Origin of the sequence: Streptomyces sp. NPDC048590, assembly GCF_043199535.1 — a bacterium.
Lineage (GTDB): Bacteria > Actinomycetota > Actinomycetes > Streptomycetales > Streptomycetaceae > Streptomyces.
The window spans coordinates 413,476-432,817 of sequence record NZ_JBICWC010000001.1; the positions used below are offsets into that span (position 1 = coordinate 413,476).

Consider the following 19,342-nt stretch of genomic DNA (forward strand, 5'->3'; position numbering starts at 1 on the left):
CGCCGCCACGCCGCCCGCCGTTGCGCCATCGAGACTGTTCCGCAACGCTTCTGACGACTCCGCCCGGCCCCCTCACGCGTCACATTCACAGATGTCCACGACGTGGGGGGTACGGATGGAACGCGGGACGAACACCTACCGGGCGGCAGTCGCCCTGTTGCTGGGCGGACTTCTGATCACCGGCTGCGGGGCGTCGGGCGACGGCGCCCGGTCGTCGGCCGATCATGGTGTCGCCGGAAACGGAGGGCCCGCGGGGGGAAAGCAGCCACCCGCCCCGGGGCAGCCCTCCCCGGAGCAGCGTGAGGGCGCGGCCGTCGAGGAGCGGGACGAGGCGGGGCGGGAGAGCGCGGCGCCCGACTACCTGTCGACGTTCGCGCTGGACGTCGACACCGCCAGCTACGGATACGCCCGCCGGACCCTGGGCGACGGGCAGCTGCCGGACGCCGGGACCGTACGCCCGGAGGAGTTCGTCAACAGCTTCCGCCAGGGGTACGAGCAGCCCGAGGGCAACGGCTTCTCCGTGCATGTGGACGGCGCCCGCCCCGGTGCCGGAGCCTCCGACTGGTCGCTCATGCGGGTGGGACTGGCCACCAGGGCCGAGGCGAAGACCGGCGAACGGCCGCCCGCCGCACTCACCTTCGTCGTCGACATCTCCGGCTCGATGGCCGAGCCGGGCCGGCTCGACCTGGCGAAGACCTCGCTGGGCATCCTGGCCGACGAACTCCGCGACGACGACTCCGTCTCCCTGGTGACCTTCAGCGACGAGGCCGAGACCAGGCTGCCGATGACCCGGCTCCAGGGCAACCGGACCAGGATCCGCGACGCCATCGAGGAGATGGAACCCACCGACTCCACCAATGTGGAGGCCGGTGTCGAGCAGGGCTACGAGGAAGCTGTCGAGGGGCACCGCGAGGGCGCGACGAACAGGGTCGTCCTGCTCTCAGACGCCCTCGCCAACACCGGCGAGACCCAGGCGGACGCGATCCTGGAGCGCATCGGGGACGCCCGCAAGGAGTACGGCATCACGCTGTTCGGTGTCGGCGTCGGCAGCGACTACGGCGACCAGCTGATGGAACGCCTCACCAACAAGGGCGACGGCAACACCACCTACATCTCCGACGAGGAGCAGGCGAGGAAGGTCTTCGTCGACCAACTGCCCGCCCACGTCGAGCTTCGTGCCCGGGACGCCAAGGCGCAGGTGGAGTTCGACCGGAAGAACGTCAAGCAGTTCAAGCTGATCGGCTACGAGAACCGCAAGGTCGCCGACGACGACTTCCGCGACGACTCCGTGGACGGCGGCGAAGTCGGCCCCGGCCACACCGTGACCGCGCTCTACGCCGTGCGGCTCCGTGAGGGCGCGTCCGGCCATGTGGCGACCGCGACGGTGCGCTGGCTGGACCCGAAGACCAGGAAGGCCCACGAGGAGAGCGGCTCGGTGGAGACCGGAGCCATCGACGGCCGGCTCTGGGACGGGGCGGGCGCGCGCCTCCAGGTGACCGCGGTCGCCGCGTACTTCGCGGACACCCTGCGCGGAGGCGACCTCCCGGGGACGCCCTCCCTCGGCGAACTCGCCTCCCGGGCGCGGAAGCTGGCCTCCTCCACCGAGGACAGCTCGGTCGGGAAGCTCGCCACGGCCATCGAGCAGGCCGACCGGATCAGGAACGGCACGGGCGAGGAGCCGTCCGGTACGTCCGGTGAGGGCGAGCTCGGCTGACACCGCCGACGGCCTCGGTCCGGCAGGGACACACCCCCCAGCCGGACCGAGGCTCACGGCACCGACAGCCGGACAGCCCGGGCCCGACGATCACGCCAGGTGGAAGACCTCGGTCAGCGGGACCATCGCCTCGTCGGCGGCCTCGGACTGCTCGAAGAACTCACCCATCTCCCGCTGCCACCGGGCGTTGACCTCCGTGGCGGCCATGGCCTCGCGGGCGGCCTCGAAGTCCTCCGTCTCCAGGTAGCCGACCAGCAGGCCGTCCTCGCGGAGGAAGAGCGAGTAGTTGTGCCAGCCCGCCTCCGACAGTGCGGCGAGCATCTCCGGCCACACCGCGGCGTGACGTTCGCGGTACTCGTCCCTGCGGTCCTCGCGGACCTGGAGCAGGAAGCAGACACGCTGCATGGATTGGTTCTCCGATCAGAAGTCGAATGTGTCGATGTTCCCGGCGTCGAAGACCGTCGGCTCACCGAGGATCACCTCGCCGTCCTTGCCGATGGTGTACTCGCCGAGCTTCCCGGCCTTGAACTTCTCGCCCTGGGCGCCGGTGATCTGCCCCGACGCCAGTGCGGCGGCGGCGTACGAACCGAGGTAGCCGAGCTCCTCCGGGTTCCACAGGGAGAACTGCTCGACCGTGCCGTTCTTGATGTACGCACGCATCTGGTTCGGCGTGCCGAGACCGTTGAGGACGACCTTGCCCTTGTACGAGGAGTCGCTCAGGTAGCGGGCCGCGGCGGCGATGCCCACCGTGGTGGGCGAGATGATGCCCTTGAGGTCCGGGTAGGCCTGCATGAGGCCCTGTGTCTGCTGGAAGGACTTCTGGTCGGCGTCGTCTCCGTACGCGACCTTGACCAGCTTCATCTCCTTGTACCGGGGGAGCTTCAGCTCCTCCTTCATGAACTCGATCCAGGTGTTCTGGTTCGTCGCGTTCTGAGTGGCCGACAGGATCGCGATCTTGCCCTTGTGACCGATCTGCTCGCCGAGGTGCTGGACCAGGCTGCGCCCGATCTCCTCCGAACTGGCCTGGTTGATGAAGACCTGACGGCAGTCCTTCGCCGTGTCGGAGTCGTACGCGACGACCTTGATGTCCTTCTTCATCGCCTGCTTGAGGGGCCCGCACACCGCGTTCGGGTCGTTGGCCGCGATGAGGATGGCGTCCTGGCGCTGCTGGATCAGGGTGTTGATGTAGGAGACCTGCGAGGAGGCGCTGGCGTCGGACGGGCCGACCTCCTTACCGGTGCCGCCGTACTCCTTCGCCGCCGCGATCCCGGCCTCGTCGACGATCTTCTCGTACGGGTTGTTGATCTGCTTCGGAAGGAAGGCGAGCTTCAGGCCCTTCTTCAGCGGGGCGTCCGGATCAGCCTTCGCGGAACTGCCCGCCTCGGCAGTTCCCTTGTCCGCGCTGTCCTTCGTGGTGCCGGAGCAGGCGGTGAGGGCGAGCGTGAGCGATACGGCTGCTGCTGCGGCGGTGGCGACGGCGCGGCGCCCAGCGGCGTTGCGGAGCATCATGGCGGCGTATGCCTTTCGGGGGGAGGGGCTGGAGAGGGCTACGACTGGGGTGCGGGCGGCTTCGGGGCCCGCCTGTGCCGTCGCTCGACGACCGCGGCGACGACCCGTGGGGTCAGGACGGACGCCACGAGCAGCAGGCCGGTGACGATGACCTGCACCTCGTTGGCGATGTCGTTGAGGGTGAGCAGGTTCTTCAGCAGACCGATCAGCAGCACACCGGCGACGGCGCCGAAGAGCGTGCCCCTGCCACCGTCGAAGTCGACACCGCCCAGCAGGACGGACGCGATGACGAGCATCTCGAAGCCGAGACCGTTGTCCGCGCGGGCGCTTCCGTACCGCAGGGTGAAGACGACACCCGCGAAGGCGGAGACCAGTCCGGTCACCACGAAGAGCAGCAGCTTGATCCGCCGGACCCGGACACCCGCGAAGTACGCGGCCTCCTCCTGGGCGCCGATCGCGAAGAGTGAGCGGCCGAACCCGGTGGCGTGGAGCACCACCGCGGTGACGACGGCCAGCACGGCGAAGAGCAGCACCGGATAGGTGAGGAAGGTGCCGGGGACGGTCGTCGTGTCGACGGCCCAGTCGGCGTACACCTGCGGGAAGTCCGTCACCGCGTCGCTGCCGAGCGCCACCGAGGCGAGACCCCGGTAGAGCGCCAGGGTGCCGATGGTGACCGCCAGGGACGGCAGCCCCACCCTGGTGACCAGCCATCCGTTGAGCAGCCCGCCCGCGACCCCCGCCAGGAGCACCACCGGCACGATCAGTTCGAAGGCCCAGCCGGCCTCCCACAGCGCACCCGTCAGGGCGCTGCCAAGCCCCAGCATCGAGGCGACCGACAGATCGACCTGGCCGGCGACGACGAGCAGGGTCATCGGAAGGGCGATGAGGGCGACTTCGGCGATGTCGTTGAAGGCGAACGCGAGGTTCTCCGCCGAGCCGAAGCCGTCCGTGGTCCCGAGCCCGGTGACCAGGACCGCGACGACCAGGACACCGACCGCGGTGTCCCAGCGCAGCGCGATTCCACGCAGGGGGGAGGACTTCGTCGCGGCTCCGGCCGCGGGAGCCGTCCTCGGGTCAGGCGCCGGTGTCATGACGGGCGTTCCTCCTCCTCAGTGCGGCGGTCATCCGCAGGTTCACGATCCGGTCGACGCTGATGGCCAGCAGCAGGAGCGCCCCGGTGATGGCGCCCTGCCAGAAGGAGTCCACCTTGAGCACGACCAGGACGCTGCCGATGGTGGTGAGCAGCAGGGCGCCGAGCGCGGCGCCCCAGACGGTCCCCGTCCCGCCGGTGATCGCGACCCCGCCGACGACCACGGCGCTGACGACGGTCAGTTCCCAGCCGTGCGCGTTGTCCGCGACGACGGTGCCGAACCGGGCCAGCCACAGAGCCCCCGCGAAGCCGGCGACCGCGCCGGAGAAGGCGTACGCCGCGAGGATCCGCCGGCGGATCGGGATGCCCGCGAGCCGCGCCGCCTCCGGGCTCGACCCGATGGCGTACAGCTCGCGCCCCGAGCGGTAGGACCGCAGGAAGTACGCCGTCCCCGCGAGCAGCACGGCGGCGACCAGCGGGAGGTACGGGATGCCGAGCACGCTCCCGCTGCCCAGGCCCAGAACCCCGTCGGGTACGTCCGATGCGCTGATCTGCTCGCCCTGCGCCCACCAGTAGTCGACGCCCTGGATGATGTAGAGCATGCCCAGCGTGACGACCAGCGCGGGCACCCTGCCGAAGCTGACCAGCGCGCCCGAGACCAGACCGCAGACCACGCCGATGGCGATGCCCAGCAGGGCCACGGTCAGCACCCCGTGGTCGCTCCCGGCGGCGAACTTCCCACAGGCGAAGGCCGACAGGCCGACGATCGACCCGACCGAGAGGTCGATGTTGCGCGTGACGACGACGGCGGACTGCCCCACCGCGAGCAGGACCAGGATCGACGCGTTGAGCAGCAGGTCCTTGACGCCCTGATCGGACAGGAAGCGCGGATTGGCCAGATACGTGCCGAGGACGAGCAGGACGAGCGCGCCGGCGATGGAGATCTCGCGCGCCCGGAACACCGCGTCCACGAGGGAGGACGCGCTGCGCTCCGGCGCCTTCGCCGTCTCCGTGGGGCTCTCGGCCGTGGCGGTCATGCCGCCTCCCTCTCGGCGCGTCCGGTGGCCGCCGCCATGACCGACTCCTCGCTGGCTTCCGCGCGGGGGATCTCGGCGACGAGCCGGCCCTCGTGCATCACGAGCACCCGGTCGGCCATGCCGAGGACCTCGGGAAGGTCGGAGGAGATCATCAGTACGGCGAGGCCGTCCGCCGCGAGCGACGAGAGCAGCCTGTGCACCTCCGCCTTGGTGCCGACGTCGATCCCACGGGTCGGTTCGTCGACGATCAGCACGGCGGGCCCGGTCGCCAGCCACTTGGCCAGCACCACCTTCTGCTGGTTGCCCCCGGACAGGACCCCCACGGAGTCGGCCAGCCGGCTGTACCTGAGCTGGAGACGCAGCGCCCAGTCCGCGGCGCGGTCGTGCTCCAGGGCACGGCTGACCAGTCCACGCCTGCGCACCTCGCCGAGGCCGGTGAGGCCGATGTTGCGCTCGATCGACATATCCATGACCAGTCCGCGCTGACGCCGGTCTTCGGGTACGAGAGCGAGTCCGGCGTCCACCGCGGCGGTCGGCGACCCCGGGCGCAGGACTCCGCCGGCCACCCGCACCTCACCGGCGTCGGGGCGGTCGACCCCGAAGACCGCTTGGGCGACCTCCGTGCGGCCGGCGCCCACGAGCCCTGCGAGCGCGACGATCTCGCCCCGGCGCACGTCGAAGGACACGTCACGGAAGACGCCTTCGCGGGTCAGCCGGCGTACCGACAGGGCGACGTCACCCGTCTCGGCGTCCTGCTTGGGATAGAGCTCGTCGAGATCACGCCCGACCATCCTGCGGACCAGGTCGTCCTCGGTGAGTCCCTCAAGCGGCTCCGACCCGATGAGGCGGCCGTCCCGGAGCGTCGTGACCCGTCGGCAGAGCGCGAAGATCTCATCCAGCCGGTGCGAGATGAACAGCACCGCCGCGCCCTCGGCGCGCAGCGCGCGGACGACCGAGAAGAGCCGGGCGGTCTCACTTCCGGTGAGGGCGGCCGTCGGTTCGTCCATGATGAGGACGCGGGCGTCGAAGGAGAGCGCCTTGGCGATCTCGACGATCTGCTGGTCGGCGATCGACAGCCCACGGGCGGGCCGGTCGGGTGCCAGATCGACCCCGAGCCTGCGCATCAGGGCGGCGGTCGCGGTGTGTACGGCCTTCCGGTCGATCCGGCCCAGGGAGCGCCGTGGCTGACGGCCCATGAAGATGTTCTCGGCGACGGACAGGTCAGGGAAGAGCGTCGGCTCCTGGTAGATGACGGCGATCCCGGCGTCACGCGCGTCCGCCGGACCGTGGAAGACGACCGGCTCGCCGTCCAGCAGCACCTCGCCGCTGTCCGGGCGGTGCACCCCGGCGAGAGCCTTGATCAGGGTCGACTTGCCGGCGCCGTTCTCGCCCGCGAGTGCGTGGGCCTCTCCGGCGAACAGGCTCAGTGAGACGCTCTGAAGGGCCCGTACGGCGCCGAAGGACTTGCTCACGCCCCGCAGGGCAAGGACCGGGGCAGGGTCCGGGACGGACTGGTTCATGGGGAGCTCCTCAGCGGCAGGTCTGCCGCTCACTCGCCGTGAAAGGTTTCAATCAGGTTGCTGGGAAGCTAAACGGGGATCGTCGGCACAGTCAATGGGTTGAGGTCGGGAAGGTGAGGGCATTCAAACTGTGCCCATGCCTGCATCCATGCCAGGAGAGGGGGTTGAACGGGCCTTCTTGACAGTCTCCGGTGGGAGGGCTATCTTTTCGCCTCACTTGAATCGATTCACGTCCATCGATTCAGGTCCATCGATTCAGGTCCATCATGTGTGCGGGTGCCGTGTCCGGCCTCCCGTGCGCCGTGCGCCGGTCCTGGCCGGCTCACCCTGCCGACGTGTGTCCGGCGGCTCCCGGGTGGTCCGGCCCGAGGAGGACGACCAGTCCCGCCCGGCCGGGGACCGGCACCGGGACCCGGCGCCAGCCCCGTCCCGCGTAGAAGCGCATGGTGGCCTCGGCGCGCAGCGAGGTGAGCAGCCAGCACCGTCCGTCCGGGGCGTGCTCGGTGACCGCGGACAGCAGCTTCGCGCCCGTCCCCGTGCCGCGCGCCGTCGGTGCGACGGCCAGCTCGTCGACCTCGACCGCCCCGCACAGCAGGGCCTCGACGCGTTCCGGCCCCAGGGCCTCGGCGACCTGCCCGTAACTGCGCTCGGCGGGGAAGACGGCCGGTGTGGTCCAGGCGGTGGCGAAGCCGGCCACGGCGTCCCCGTCGAGCGCCAGTGCGGCGGTGAAGCCCGGGTGTGCGGCGTCGTCGGCGAGCCGGTCGGTGTACTCCGCCCCGGCCGACGGGTCCTCGTGCCAGGGAGGTTCCGAGAACGTGTCGGCGTAGACCCGCCGGATCCCCTCGGTGTACGCGGGGAGATCCGCGCGCTCGACCCGTACGACCCGCATGGGACCACTCCCCGCTCCTGGACGACCGGGACAGGATAGGGCGTGGCCCGGGGGCCTCGGTGCATCGCTGTCAGAACTCCCGCCGTCTCACGGTGGATTCAGCCCCGCCGTGGAGCAGATGCGCGCTGAACCATGCTCGGGCGAGGTCCGACACCCGGTCCAGGGCGCCCGGTTCCTCGAACAGGTGGGTGGCGCCGGGGACGATCTCCAGCTCGTTCTCGCAGTGGAGCGCGGCCTGCGCCTGGCGGTTGAGATCGATCACGGTGGTGTCGTCCCCGCCCACGATCAGCAGGGTCGGTGCCCGCACCCCGGACAGGTCCGCCCCGGCCAGGTCGGGACGTCCTCCTCTGGACACGACGGCGCGGATCTCCGAGTCCGTCGCGGCCGCGGCCCGCAGCGCCGCCGCGGCCCCCGTGCTCGCCCCGAAGGCACCCACGGGGAGGGCGGCGCGGGTGCGCAGCCAGCGGGTCGTGTCCGCCAGGCGTCCGGCGAGCAGCGCGATGTCGAAGACATTGGCGCGGTAGACCTCCTCGCCGGGTGTGAGCAGGTCGAACAGCAGGGTGCCCAGCCCGGCGCCGTTGAGGGCGGAGGCCACCGAGCGGTTGCGCGGGCTGTGGCGGCTGCTGCCCGAGCCGTGGGCGAACACCACCACCGCCTCCGCGCCCGGCGGCAGAGTGAGGTCCCCGGCGAGCGGGACCCCGCCCGCGTCGACCTCGACCGCCTCGGCCGTACCGCCTCCCGGGGCCCGGCCCAGCAGGGTGATGACCTCCTCGTCGGAGGTCTGGGAGAAGTCCCGGTACCACTCGCCCACGGCGGAGAAGAGGCTCGGGGTGGACAGGCAGACGACCTCGTCCACCGTCTCCCGCAGCCGGGCCACCGCGTCCGGCGGGGCGACGGGCACGGCGAGTGCGACGTACGAGGCGCCCTGCGCCCGCACCACCTGGCAGGCGGCCCCGGCGGTGGCGCCGGTGGCGATCCCGTCGTCCACCACGACCACCGCGCGCCCCGCCAGCGGGAGGCGGGCGCGGCCCTCCCGGTAGGCCCGGGCCCGCCGCAGGAGCTCCGCCTCCTCGGCGTGCTCCACGGCCGCCCGGTCCTCGTCCCGTACGCCGGCGTGGCGCACGATGTCCTCGCTGATCACCCGTACCCCGCCTTCGCCGATGGCGCCGAAGCCCAGCTCGGGGTGGTACGGGACCCCGAGTTTGCGGACCACGGTCACGTCGAGCGGGGCACCGAGGGCCCGTGCCACCTCGTACGCGACGGGTACCCCGCCCCGTGGCAGCCCGAGCACCACGGGGTCGCGCGGCACCAGGTGCCGCAGGGCCTCGCCGAGGCGTCGTCCGGCGTCCGTACGGTCGGTGAACAGCACTGTGGTTCGCCTCCAGGAACCTGCACAGGTCACGCCGGCGTACCGGGCGGCCCCGTACGCCCTACCCCTCCAAACAACCCACTGGCCGGGTGACCGGCAACCCGGGGCGGCGCCCGGGACGGAGGGAACCGGCGGACCCTTTCGGCGCCGGGCGCACCGGGCGCCGCCGTCCCGCCCGGAACGTAAGTGAAAACAAAATCGTTGACAATCTCGTCGACTAGATTTAGCTTCGACAGGCACTCACTCAGGGAGGGCAGATGCCGAAGGAAGCCCGTCCAGGCTCCGGAGAGCAGGCCAAGCAGTACGCGCTCGCACGGCTGCGGCAAGCGATTCTGAGCGGCGACATGGCACCGGCGCAGCGGCTGGTGGAGAACGAGCTCGCCGAGCAGTACGAGGTCACCCGGGCCAGCATCCGCGCCGCTCTGCTCGACCTCGCCTCGGAAGGGCTGGTCGAGCGGATCCGCAATCGCGGGTCGCGGGTGCGGGTGGTCACGGTCGAGGAGGCCGTGGAGATCACGGAGTGCCGGATGGCGCTCGAAGGGCTGTGCGCGGCCAAGGCGGCCGAGCTCGCCACCGACGACCAGCTCGACGGGCTGGCCGACCTGGGCAGAGCCATGTCCAAGGCGGTCGCCGACGGCGATCCGGTCACGTACTCCGAGCTCAACCACGACCTGCACGCCCGGGTCCGGGACATCTCAGGCCAACGGACGGCCGTGGGCCTTCTGGAGCGGCTCAACGCCCAACTGGTCAGACACCGATTCCAGTTGGCGCTGCGTCCGGGGCGTCCGCAGCAGTCCCTGAGTGAGCACCTGGCGATGATCGAGGCGATCCGCGCCAGGGACCCGCAAGCGGCCGGTACGGCCGTCCGTGCCCACCTCAGCAGCGTGATCGCCGCCCTGCGCGACGAATGACCGCGCTCCTGGGGCGGGTGCGCACCTGTCACCAAGGAGATGCAGCATGACCAACGGCAACAGCGTGAGCACCGAACCCCGTTCGACACTGGTGATCACCGCGCATGCCGGGGACTTCGTGTGGCGGGCGGGCGGCGCCGTCGCGCTGGCCGCCTCGCGCGGCGAGAAGGTCACCATCGCGTGCCTGACCTTCGGCGAGCGCGGCGAGTCCGCCAAGGCATGGCGGGAGGGGAAGGCGCTCGACGAGATCAAGGCGATACGCCGCGACGAGGCGGAGCGCGCCGCCGCCGAACTCGGCGCCGAGGTGCGCTTCTTCGACGCCGGCGACTACCCCCTCGTCGCCACGGCCGAGCTGACCGACCGGCTCGTCACCGTCTACCGCGAGACACAGCCCGACGTCGTGCTCACCCACCCCGTCGACGACCCCTACAACGGCGACCACCCGGCCGCCAACCGCATGGCTCTGGAGGCCCGGGTCCTCGCGCAGGCGATCGGCTATCCCGGCGAGGGCGAGATCATCGGAGCCCCGCCCGTCTTCTACTTCGAGCCCCACCAGCCCGAGATGAGCAACTTCCGGCCCGAGGTGCTGCTCGACATCACCGAGGTCTGGGACGTCAAGCGCAAGGCCATGGAGTGCCTGGCCGCTCAGCAGCACCTGTGGGACTACTACACGGATCTCGCCGTACGCCGCGGCGTCCAGCTCAAGCGGAACGCCGGCCCGAACCTCGGCCTCGCCCACCGCACCATGGCCGAGGCGTACATGCGCCCCTACCCGCAGATCGCGAAGGAGCTCGCCTGATGCCCGGCGTCATCGTCACCGGCCCGCCCAGGGCGGAGGCCGAAGACGTCGAGGAACTCTCCGGATACGGCGTCGCCACCATCCACGAGGCCATGGGCCGCACCGGGCTGCTCGGCCACGAACTGCGCCCGAACCAGCGGGACACCCGCATCGCCGGGACCGCCGTCACCGTGCTGTCCTGGCCCGGCGACAACCTGATGATCCATGCCGCCGTCGAGCAGTGCGGCGAGGGCGACGTCCTCGTCGTGGCCACCACGTCACCCTCCACGGACGGCATGTTCGGCGAGCTGTTCGCCACGGCCCTGCGGCAGCGCGGGGTGCGCGGCGTCGTCACGGCCGCCGGCATCCGCGACACGGCCGAACTGCGCGCCATGGGCTTCCCCGCATGGTCCGCGGCCGTCTCCGCGCAGGGCACCGTCAAGGCCACGGGCGGCAGCGTCAACGTGCCCGTCGTCATCGGCGGCCGGACCGTCAGACCCGGTGACGTGATCGTCGCGGACGACGACGGTGTGGTGGTCGTCCCCCGCGAGACCGCCCGTGACGCCGCCGACAGGTCACGCGCCCGCCAGGAGAAGGAGTCCGCGACCCGGGCCGCCTTCCTGGAGGGGCAGCTCGGCCTCGACCGCTACGGCCTGCGGGAGACGCTGCGGCGACTCGGCGTCGAGTACAGGACGTACGAGGAGGAGCACGCCGGGGCCGGCTCGTGAGCGCGCCGGAGGGGATCCGCTGCATGCTGATGCGTGGCGGCACGTCCAAGGGCGCGTACTTCCTGGCCGAGGACCTTCCCGCCGACGCCGGGGCCCGCGACGGCCTGCTGCTCCGCGTCATGGGCAGCCCCGATCCACGGCAGATCGACGGACTCGGCGGCGCGCACCCCCTGACCAGCAAGGTCGCCGTGGTCTCCCGGTCGGTGTCACCCGACGCCGACGTCGACTACCTCTTCCTCCAGGTCGGCGTGGACGAGGCGGAGGTGTCCGACCGTCAGAACTGCGGCAACCTCCTCGCCGGAGTAGGCCCCTTCGCCGTCGAGCGCGGCCTGGTGGCTCCGCAGGGAACGCGGACCTCGGTGCGCATCCACATGGTGAACTCGGGCGACCTCGCCACGGCGACCTTCCCGACTCCCGGAGGCCGGGTGGACCCCACCGGCGACACCCAGATCTCCGGGGTACCCGGATCGGCGGCGGCCGTGGTCATCGAGTTCCCACCGGGGGGCGGCGCGCTGCTGCCCACGGGGAGGGCGCGCGACACGGTCGCCGGCACCGACGTCACCTGTGTCGACAACGGCATGCCCACCGTCCTCGTCGCCGCCGAGGACCTGAAGGTCACCGGCTACGAGGACCCGCACGAACTGGAGGGGAACAGCGAGCTCCTGGAGCGCGTCCACGAGATCCGGATGCGGGCGGGGGCGCTGATGGGCCTCGGTGACGTGTCGGCCGCCACCGTCCCCAAGGTGACCCTGCTCGCCCCGCCCCGCGACGGCGGCGCCGTCACCACACGCACCTTCATCCCGGTCCGCTGCCACACCTCGATCGGGGTCCTGGGCGCGGCGAGCGTCGCGGCCGGGATCCGGGTCCACGGCGGTGTCGGCGAGCGGATCGCCCGGCCGCCCGCCGAAGGGGACCGGCTCCGGATCGAGCACCCCACCGGATTCACCGACATCGAGAGCCGCCTCGGCCGCACCGCCGACGGCCTGCCCCGCGCGCTGCGCACCGCCGTGGTCCGCACCGCTCGCAAGATCTTCGACGGCACGGTCTTCCCCCGGCCACCGCGCACGGCACCCCGCCCCGCTCCATCGACCACAGGAGGTCAACGATGACTCCGCCGCTCGGCGACATCGCCCACATCGGCCACGCCCAGCTGTTCACCCCCGACCTGGACGCCTCGGTCGCCTTCTTCACCGACTTCCTGGGCCTGACCGTCAACGGCCGGGACGGCGACACCGTCTATCTGCGCACGTTCGACGACTACGAACACCACAGCCTCGTGCTCACCGCCCGCGACCGGCCCGGGCTCGGCAGGCTCGCCCTGCGCACCTCCGGCGAGGAGGCCCTCCACCGGCGTGTGAAGGCCGTGGAGGAGGCCGGAGGCGCGGGGGAGTGGGTCGAGGACGAACCCGGTCTCGGCAAGCTCTACGTCACCACCGACCCGGACGGTCACGAGCACGCCCTCTACTGGGAGAGCGAGTACTACCGGGCCCCCGACCACCTCAGGCCGGCCCTCAAGAACCAGCCGCAGGCCAAGCCCGACCGGGGGGTCGGTGTCCGCCGGCTCGACCACGTCAACTTCCTCGCGGCCGACGTCCTCGCCAACGCAGAGTTCCAGCAACAGGTCCTGGGCGCGCGCCCCACGGAGCAGATCCGCCTCGACACCGGGAAGATCGCCGCACGCTGGCTGACCTTCACCGACAAGTCGTACGACGTGGTCTACACGTCCGACTGGACCGGCAGCACGGGCCGCCTGCACCACATCGCCTTCGCGACCGACACCCGCGAGGACATCCTGCGGGCCGCCGACCTTGCCATCGACACGGGCGTGTTCATCGAGACCGGCCCGCACAAGCACGCCATCCAGCAGACGTTCTTCCTCTACGTCTACGAGCCGGGCGGCAACCGCATCGAGCTGTGCAACCCGCTCACCCGGCTCGTGCTCGCCCCTGACTGGCCGCTCGTCACCTGGACCGAGGCGGAGCGCGCCAAGGGCCAGGCATGGGGGCTGCGGACCATCGAGTCCTTCCACACCCACGGCACACCCCCCGTGGCCTGACCTGCGCCTTCGGCCCCGGGGTGAGCCGTACGACCGTCGTGCGGCACCCGGGGCCGAAATGTTTCTTAGATTGTCAACAAAAGTGTTGACGTATGAGGGTCGGCTTCCTACCGTCTACGACACTCCCCACGCCGGCCGACCGAGCCGCATCCCGCACCGGCTCCGCCCCGCACCGGCCGCCGGGACCGGGACTCCTCGCCCGGCCTCGTCCCGCCCTTCCCCGTCCCCGTCCCCGTCCCGCTCGAGAGGAAACAACGATGTCCTCCTCCGCCACTTCCCCGCTCGCCCAGGCGAGCGGGGCGACGACCCGCAGAAGCCGCAACGCCGTGATCGCCCTGTGCTGGGCGCTCGTCCTTCTCGACGGCATCGACACCTTCATCTACGGCTCGGTACTGCCGCACATGCTCGGCGGCGGGAGCCTCGGGCTCACCAGCGCCTCCGCGGGCACGATCGGCAGCTACTCGACCTTCGGCATGCTCGTCGGCACCATCCTGTCGGGCATGGCCTCGAACTGGATCGGCCGCCGGGGCACCGTCCTCGTCAGCGTCGTGATCTTCACCATCGCCACGCTGGGCACCGGATGGTCCCAGACCTCCGGCCAGTTCGGCTTCTGCCGGCTCGTGTGCGGCTTCGGGCTCGGCGCCCTGCTGCCGATCGCCATCTCCTACGGCATGGAGTTCACCTCCCGGGGCCGCCGGGCGCTCGCCACCGGTGTCATCATGACCGCGCACCAGACCGGCGGCGCGCTCGCCCCGCTGATCGCGCTGTGGCTGGTCGAGGACCACGGCTGGCGGTCGGCCTTCATCGCCTCCGCCGTACCGGCCCTCATCCTGCTGCCGATCGCCGTGAAGCTGCTCCCCGAGTCGCCCACCAACCTGCTCACCCGCGGCCGTCGGGCCGAGGCCGTGAAGCTCGCCGCCGACTTCGGCACCGAGCTGCCCGAGGCCGAGGGGCGCGGCACCGACAAGCTCGGCGCGGTGAAGAACCTCTTCCGCGGCGGCCAGTGGTCCACCACACTCTGCTTCTGGCTGACGTCCTTCGCGGGCCTGCTGCTCGTCTACGGAGTCGGCCAGTGGCTTCCGAAGATCATGGTCGAACTCGGCTACGACACCGGCGACTCGCTCCTCTTCTCGACGTTCCTGAACGTCGGAGGCATCTGCGGCATGCTCATAGCCGGCCGCACCGCCGACCGGATCGGCCCCCGGAAGGTCGTCATCGCCTGGTTCGCGCTCACCGCGGTCTTCGTGTACCTCATGGGCGTCGAGATGGCGGTCGGGCTGCTGTACGTCGTGGTCTTCTTCTCCGGGCTGCTGCTCTTCTCCGGCCAGACCATGGTCTACGCGACGGTCGGCACCCATCACGACGACGAGGACCGCCCGACCGCCCTCGGCTGGGTCGCCGGCATGGGCCGCTTCGGCGCCGTCTTCGGCCCCTGGGCCGGCGGCCAGCTCCTCGCCGCGGGCAACGCCGACCTGGGCTTCACGATGTACGCCTGCGCGGCGGTGTTCGGCGCGGTGATGATGGTGCTGGCCGCGCTCACCATCAAGGCCCGCTCGACGGCAGCCGTGGCGGCCTGACCTCAGGACGCCCGGAGGGCCGCCCCCGCGCCTGTCGCGCGGGAGCGGCCCTCTTCGGCCTGCTGGCTGAGGACCGGCAGGCCTCAGTGCCTGCCGGACCTCTTCGCATGGCCCGTCACCCGGGCGATCCAGGCGATGAAGTCGGCCGGGTCCGTGTTGGCGCCGTGCCCCTGGTCCCAGTAGTAGAGGTGGTCCACGTCGTCGCCGAGGCCGGACGCGCTCGCCGCGAGGTTCGCGGAGATGACGTGCGAGGTGTCGGTGTCGTCGGTCCCGAGCCGGATCCACCAGTACCGGGACCTGCCCGGGTTCCCCTCCCCGAGGTGGTACATCGGGTTCATCAGGTCGAGCAGGGCGGGGATGTCGCCCGCCACACGCCTGTTCTCCAGTCCCGTCGAGTCGTTCCTCGCGCCGTACGCGGTGAAGTGCCGGGACCCGGTCGTACCGGCACCGAACTCGTTGTTCTCGCCCGACGACAGGTTGAAGGCGTCGAAGGCGGGAGCGTCCTTCTTCCGGGCGCCGACATGCGTGACGAAGCCCTCCCAGGTGAACGTCGCCCTGCCGTCGCGCCAGGTGATGAAGGGGTTGTCGGCCAGGTATGCCTCACGGTCGGCGGCGGACAGGCCCTTCAGATACGTCGTCGCCGACGGACGCATGTACTGCTTGAGCAGATAGTCGTCGTAATTGCGGGAGTTCAGCGGGCCGAAGCCGCCGAGGCCCCGCAGCTTCAACCGGGCCTGGTACTCGGCGAACTGCGAGCGCAGCTCCTCGGACACCTTGCGGTCGGCCTGCTCGCCGCCCTTCAGCGGGCTGGTTCCCCAGTTCCACTCGTACGCCCCGTCGGCGTGCTCCAGGTCGGTGATCGGGCACCAGGCCCCCACCGCGAAGACGGCGTCCGACGCGTCGGCGGCGCCCAGTTCCCTCAGGTACGAGTCGTAGAGCCGGCTGTCCCCGGAGGCGCCGAGCAGGGCGGAGAGCGCCCCGCCCGCGCTGGTGCCCGCCGAGACGATGCGATCGGTGTCACCCGGGATCCGGCCCTTGTTGGCGCGCACGTAGCGCACGGCCGCCTTCAGGTCGACGATCACGGCGGGTGCGGTGCCGTAGTACTCGCCCCGGGCGTTCGTCAGCGTACGGCCGCGGGCGCCGGGTTCGACGACCACATAGCCGGCGGCGACGGCGAGGAGCTGGTTGGAACTGAGCGCTCCGCCGGTCTCGTTGGTCTCGCCGCCGGCGCCCGGGGCGGGGTCGGCGGTTGCTCCTGGCCCTCCGCTGCCCCCGGGAGCCCCTCCGCCCATGGGCGGGCCGCCGGCCCCGACGCCGTCCGCGTCCGCCACCGACGACGGCATGTAGCCGCCGATCGAGTTGGCCAGCAGGATGGGGGCGTCCGACGCGTCCACCGCCGTGCCGTCGATCTCCACGGGCACACTGACGTTCAGGCTCTGGTATTTCACGTCGACCGGGTGGGCCACGTAGGTGACCGCCTTCCAGAAGCGGTACTTCACCTCCTTCTCGCCGGTCCGGGTGGTGACGGTCGTGGTCAGCTCGGTGTACGCGCCCGGGTCGAACGCGAGCGAGCCGAGATCCTTCGCGGACCGTGACGTGCCGCCCGGCGTCGCCTGCGCGCCGACTGCGGCACCGCCGACCACCGCGGCCCCCGCAGCCGTGCCCATTCCGATCACGATGTTCCTGCGCTTGATGGCCCTGTGCTTCAAATCAAATCTCCTGCGATTCCAGGGGGACGCCCGGGGCGGCCCCTCGGCACTCACCGCACCAAGTGCCCAAGAGATTGTCAACAATATTGATCACATTCTCAGGACACCCTCAGCTCCCGCCGCCGGCCCCGCCTCCGCGCGGGGCCGCCGGACCTCCGTGGCCCGACGCGGCCCGCCTCGGACAGAATCGCCCGACGGGCACCGCCCAAGGTCCCCCAGGTCCTTCCGTTCCCACCTCACCGGAATGAGCGCACACGCATGAAGATCGTCGACGCGAAGGTCGTCATCACGAGCCCCGGCCGCAACTTCGTCACCCTGAAGCTGACGACCGACGACGGCCTCACCGGCCTCGGCGACGCCACGCTCAACGGACGTGAACTCGCCGTCGCCGGCTACCTCACCGACCACATCGCGCCCCTCCTCACCGGCCTCGACCCGCACCGGATCGAGGACACCTGGCAGTACCTGTACCGAGGCGCCTACTGGCGCCGCGGCCCCGTGACCATGGCCGCGATCGCCGCCGTGGACGTGGCGCTCTGGGACATCAAGGCCAAGGCCGCCGGGCTCCCGCTCTACCAGCTCCTGGGTGGGGCGAGCCGGGAACGCGTACGCACCTACGGCCACGCCAACGGCCGCGACATACCCGAACTCCTCGACTCCGTACGGGCCAGGCTCGCCCAGGGCTACCCCGCCGTCCGCATCCAGACGGGCATCCCCGGCCTGAAGGCCGTCTACGGAGTCCACAGCACCGACGACGAGGGCGCGCCCGTCCTCCACCAGCAGGCCAGGCCCTTGGTCGAGGACTGGGACACCGACGCCTATCTGCGCCACATCCCGTCGGTGTTCGAGGCGGTCCGCGCCGAGTTCGGTGACGAACTGCCCCTGCTCCACGACGCCCACCACCGCCTCACCCCGATCCAGGCGGCCCGGCTCGGCAAGGACCTGGAGCCCTACCGGCCCTTCTGGCTGGAGGACTGCACCCCGGCGGAGAACCAGGAGGCCCTGCGCCTCGTCCGCCGCCACACCACCACCCCGCTGGCCATCGGCGAGGTCTTCAACAGCGTCCAGGACTACCAGACCCTGATCACCGAGCAGTTGATCGACTACGTGCGCTCCGCCGTCACCCACTTCGGAGGCGTCACCCCGCTGCGCAAACTCTTCGACCTCGCCGGTCTCTACCAGATCAAGAGCGCGGTGCACGGCCCCGAGGACATCTCCCCGGTCGGCATGGCCGCGGCGATCCATCTCGACCTCGCCGTCCACAACTTCGGGATCCAGGAGTACTCCGGCCACTCGGCTCTCACCGACGAGGTGTTCCGGCACGCGTACACCTTCACGGACGGGCACCTGCACCCGGGCGAGGCTGCGGGCATCGGCGTGGAGCTGGACGAGGAGCTCGCCGCGGCCCACCCGTACGAAGCGGCCTACCTCCCGGTCAACCGGCTCCAGGACGGCACCGTCCACGACTGGTGACCGTTCCCCGCGCCGCGGTCCGGGGCACTACCGCGCCCAGGCTTCCTCCAGCAGCTCGCGGAAACCGGCGGGCTCCCGCCCGATGAGCCCGGCCAGCGTGGGATCCACAGCGGTGAACTCGCCGTGCCGGGCCGCCGCGAAGATGCTCAGCACCAGGTCGGCGGCCGGGGCGGGGGCGCCGTGTGCCAGGAACTGCTCGCGGAAGGCGCCATCGGGGACGACGGTACGGGTGAAGGGGCGCCCTGTCGCCAGGGAAGCGATCCCGGCGACGGCGTCGAAGTCGAGGGCCGCCGTTCCGGTCAGCGGCGGGGTGGGCCCCTCGAACCGGCCCTCCTCCGTGAGGATCACCGCGGTGGCCTCGGCGAGATCGTCATGGCCGGTCCATGCGACGGGACCGTCGGCGGGGAGGGCGATGTCGCCCGTGTGGCGCGAGGGCTCCAGGAACTGCAGGGCACTGGCCGCGTAGAAGCCGTTGCGCAGGGCGGTCCACGGCAGCCCCGAGGAACGCAGCATCTCCTCCGTGACGGCGTGGTCGCGGCACGCCTGGAAGCGGGAGTCGTGGGCGGCGCCCATCTGACTGGTGTAGAGGACGCGGCCGACGCCCGCCTTCACCGCCGCGTCGACGGCGGTGCGGTGCCCGGCGACGCACTCCTCGCCCACACGGTCGAGAGAGACGAGAAGCAGCTGCTCGGCACCCTCGAAGGCGTGCACGAGCGAGGCGGGGTCGTCGAAGCTGCCCTGCCGGACGCGGACACCGCGGTCCGCGAGGTCCCGCGCCTTGCGCGGGTCCCGCACGCTGACGCCGACCCGGTCGGCGGGAACGCGCTCCAGAAGGCGCTCGACCGTACGGCGGCCGAGCTTTCCGGTGGCTCCGGTCACGATGATCATGAAGTACTCCCGGATGTTTCCAGTGAAGCTTCCATTGCTTCCAGCGGGTGTTTCCATTGGAATCACTTCAACGGTAACACTGGAACTAACGATG

General features: G+C 71.1%; 17 protein-coding genes. 8 read left to right on the forward strand and 9 right to left on the reverse strand.

The features are described 5' to 3' along the window. Positions 1–115 precede the first annotated feature (115 nt). Positions 116–1,714 (forward strand): von Willebrand factor type A domain-containing protein, encoded by a 1,599-nt coding sequence (locus ACGFNN_RS01740; protein ID WP_393552881.1) that lies wholly within the window; start codon positions 116–118, stop codon positions 1,712–1,714. Positions 1,715–1,804: 90 nt separating this feature from the next. Here the strand turns inward: ACGFNN_RS01740 and ACGFNN_RS01745 are convergent, their stop codons facing one another. The 7 genes from ACGFNN_RS01745 to ACGFNN_RS01775 all read right to left on the reverse strand — a co-directional run bounded on the left by ACGFNN_RS01745 (position 1,805) and on the right by ACGFNN_RS01775 (position 9,128). Then, positions 1,805–2,119 (reverse strand): L-rhamnose mutarotase, encoded by a 315-nt coding sequence (locus ACGFNN_RS01745; protein WP_362549600.1) that lies wholly within the window; start codon positions 2,117–2,119, stop codon positions 1,805–1,807. 15 nt (positions 2,120–2,134) lie between these two features. Beyond that, the gene (gene rhaS, locus ACGFNN_RS01750) at positions 2,135–3,223 is read right to left on the reverse strand and encodes a rhamnose ABC transporter substrate-binding protein (RefSeq protein WP_393551894.1); all 1,089 of its coding nucleotides are present in this window, start codon (positions 3,221–3,223) and stop codon (positions 2,135–2,137) included. 38 nt (positions 3,224–3,261) lie between these two features. Then, a complete protein-coding gene (locus ACGFNN_RS01755) occupies positions 3,262–4,314 on the reverse strand; it encodes an ABC transporter permease (protein WP_393551896.1) in 1,053 nt (350 codons plus the stop codon). Continuing rightward, positions 4,298–5,350, reverse strand: coding sequence for an ABC transporter permease (locus ACGFNN_RS01760; protein ID WP_393551898.1), 1,053 nt, complete (start codon positions 5,348–5,350; stop codon positions 4,298–4,300). The genes ACGFNN_RS01755 and ACGFNN_RS01760 overlap by 17 nt, the downstream gene beginning before the upstream one ends. Continuing rightward, positions 5,347–6,870, reverse strand: coding sequence for a sugar ABC transporter ATP-binding protein (locus ACGFNN_RS01765; protein WP_393551900.1), 1,524 nt, complete (start codon positions 6,868–6,870; stop codon positions 5,347–5,349). Before ACGFNN_RS01765 ends, ACGFNN_RS01760 begins: the two co-directional genes overlap by 4 nt. A gap of 322 nt (positions 6,871–7,192) precedes the next feature. Next, positions 7,193–7,759, reverse strand: a complete 567-nt coding sequence (locus ACGFNN_RS01770; RefSeq protein ID WP_393551902.1) for a GNAT family N-acetyltransferase — start codon at positions 7,757–7,759, stop codon at positions 7,193–7,195. 70 nt (positions 7,760–7,829) lie between these two features. Then, entirely contained in the window at positions 7,830–9,128 is a 1,299-nt protein-coding gene (locus ACGFNN_RS01775; protein ID WP_393551904.1) for a phosphoribosyltransferase family protein, read from the reverse strand. 257 nt (positions 9,129–9,385) lie between these two features. Here ACGFNN_RS01775 and ACGFNN_RS01780 point away from each other — a divergent pair, with 257 nt between their 5' ends. The 6 genes from ACGFNN_RS01780 to ACGFNN_RS01805 all read left to right on the forward strand — a co-directional run bounded on the left by ACGFNN_RS01780 (position 9,386) and on the right by ACGFNN_RS01805 (position 15,178). Next, positions 9,386–10,039, forward strand: coding sequence for a GntR family transcriptional regulator (locus tag ACGFNN_RS01780; protein ID WP_393551906.1), 654 nt, complete (start codon positions 9,386–9,388; stop codon positions 10,037–10,039). A 46-nt stretch (positions 10,040–10,085) separates the two neighbouring features. Continuing rightward, positions 10,086–10,838, forward strand: a complete 753-nt coding sequence (locus ACGFNN_RS01785; protein WP_393551907.1) for a PIG-L deacetylase family protein — start codon at positions 10,086–10,088, stop codon at positions 10,836–10,838. Then, a complete protein-coding gene (locus tag ACGFNN_RS01790) occupies positions 10,838–11,545 on the forward strand; it encodes a 4-carboxy-4-hydroxy-2-oxoadipate aldolase/oxaloacetate decarboxylase (RefSeq protein WP_393551909.1) in 708 nt (235 codons plus the stop codon). Before ACGFNN_RS01785 ends, ACGFNN_RS01790 begins: the two co-directional genes overlap by 1 nt. A gap of 23 nt (positions 11,546–11,568) precedes the next feature. Further along, positions 11,569–12,654, forward strand: coding sequence for a 4-oxalomesaconate tautomerase (locus ACGFNN_RS01795; RefSeq protein WP_393551911.1), 1,086 nt, complete (start codon positions 11,569–11,571; stop codon positions 12,652–12,654). After that, positions 12,651–13,601, forward strand: coding sequence for a catechol 2,3-dioxygenase (locus tag ACGFNN_RS01800; RefSeq protein WP_393551913.1), 951 nt, complete (start codon positions 12,651–12,653; stop codon positions 13,599–13,601). The genes ACGFNN_RS01795 and ACGFNN_RS01800 overlap by 4 nt, the downstream gene beginning before the upstream one ends. Before the next feature lie 257 nt (positions 13,602–13,858). After that, on the forward strand, positions 13,859–15,178 hold the full coding sequence (locus ACGFNN_RS01805; RefSeq protein WP_393551915.1) for an MFS transporter: 1,320 nt from the start codon (positions 13,859–13,861) through the stop codon (positions 15,176–15,178). 83 nt (positions 15,179–15,261) lie between these two features. Here ACGFNN_RS01805 and ACGFNN_RS01810 read toward each other — a convergent pair whose 3' ends face one another. Further along, positions 15,262–16,845: a subtype B tannase gene (locus ACGFNN_RS01810; protein ID WP_393552884.1), complete on the reverse strand. Its 1,584-nt coding sequence runs from the start codon at positions 16,843–16,845 to the stop codon at positions 15,262–15,264. 300 nt (positions 16,846–17,145) lie between these two features. Here ACGFNN_RS01810 and manD point away from each other — a divergent pair, with 300 nt between their 5' ends. Next, positions 17,146–18,360 (forward strand): D-mannonate dehydratase ManD, encoded by a 1,215-nt coding sequence (gene manD / locus ACGFNN_RS01815; RefSeq protein ID WP_393551916.1) that lies wholly within the window; start codon positions 17,146–17,148, stop codon positions 18,358–18,360. 27 nt (positions 18,361–18,387) lie between these two features. Here manD and ACGFNN_RS01820 read toward each other — a convergent pair whose 3' ends face one another. Continuing rightward, positions 18,388–19,248 (reverse strand): SDR family oxidoreductase, encoded by an 861-nt coding sequence (locus ACGFNN_RS01820; protein WP_393551918.1) that lies wholly within the window; start codon positions 19,246–19,248, stop codon positions 18,388–18,390. Positions 19,249–19,342: the final 94 nt, after the last annotated feature.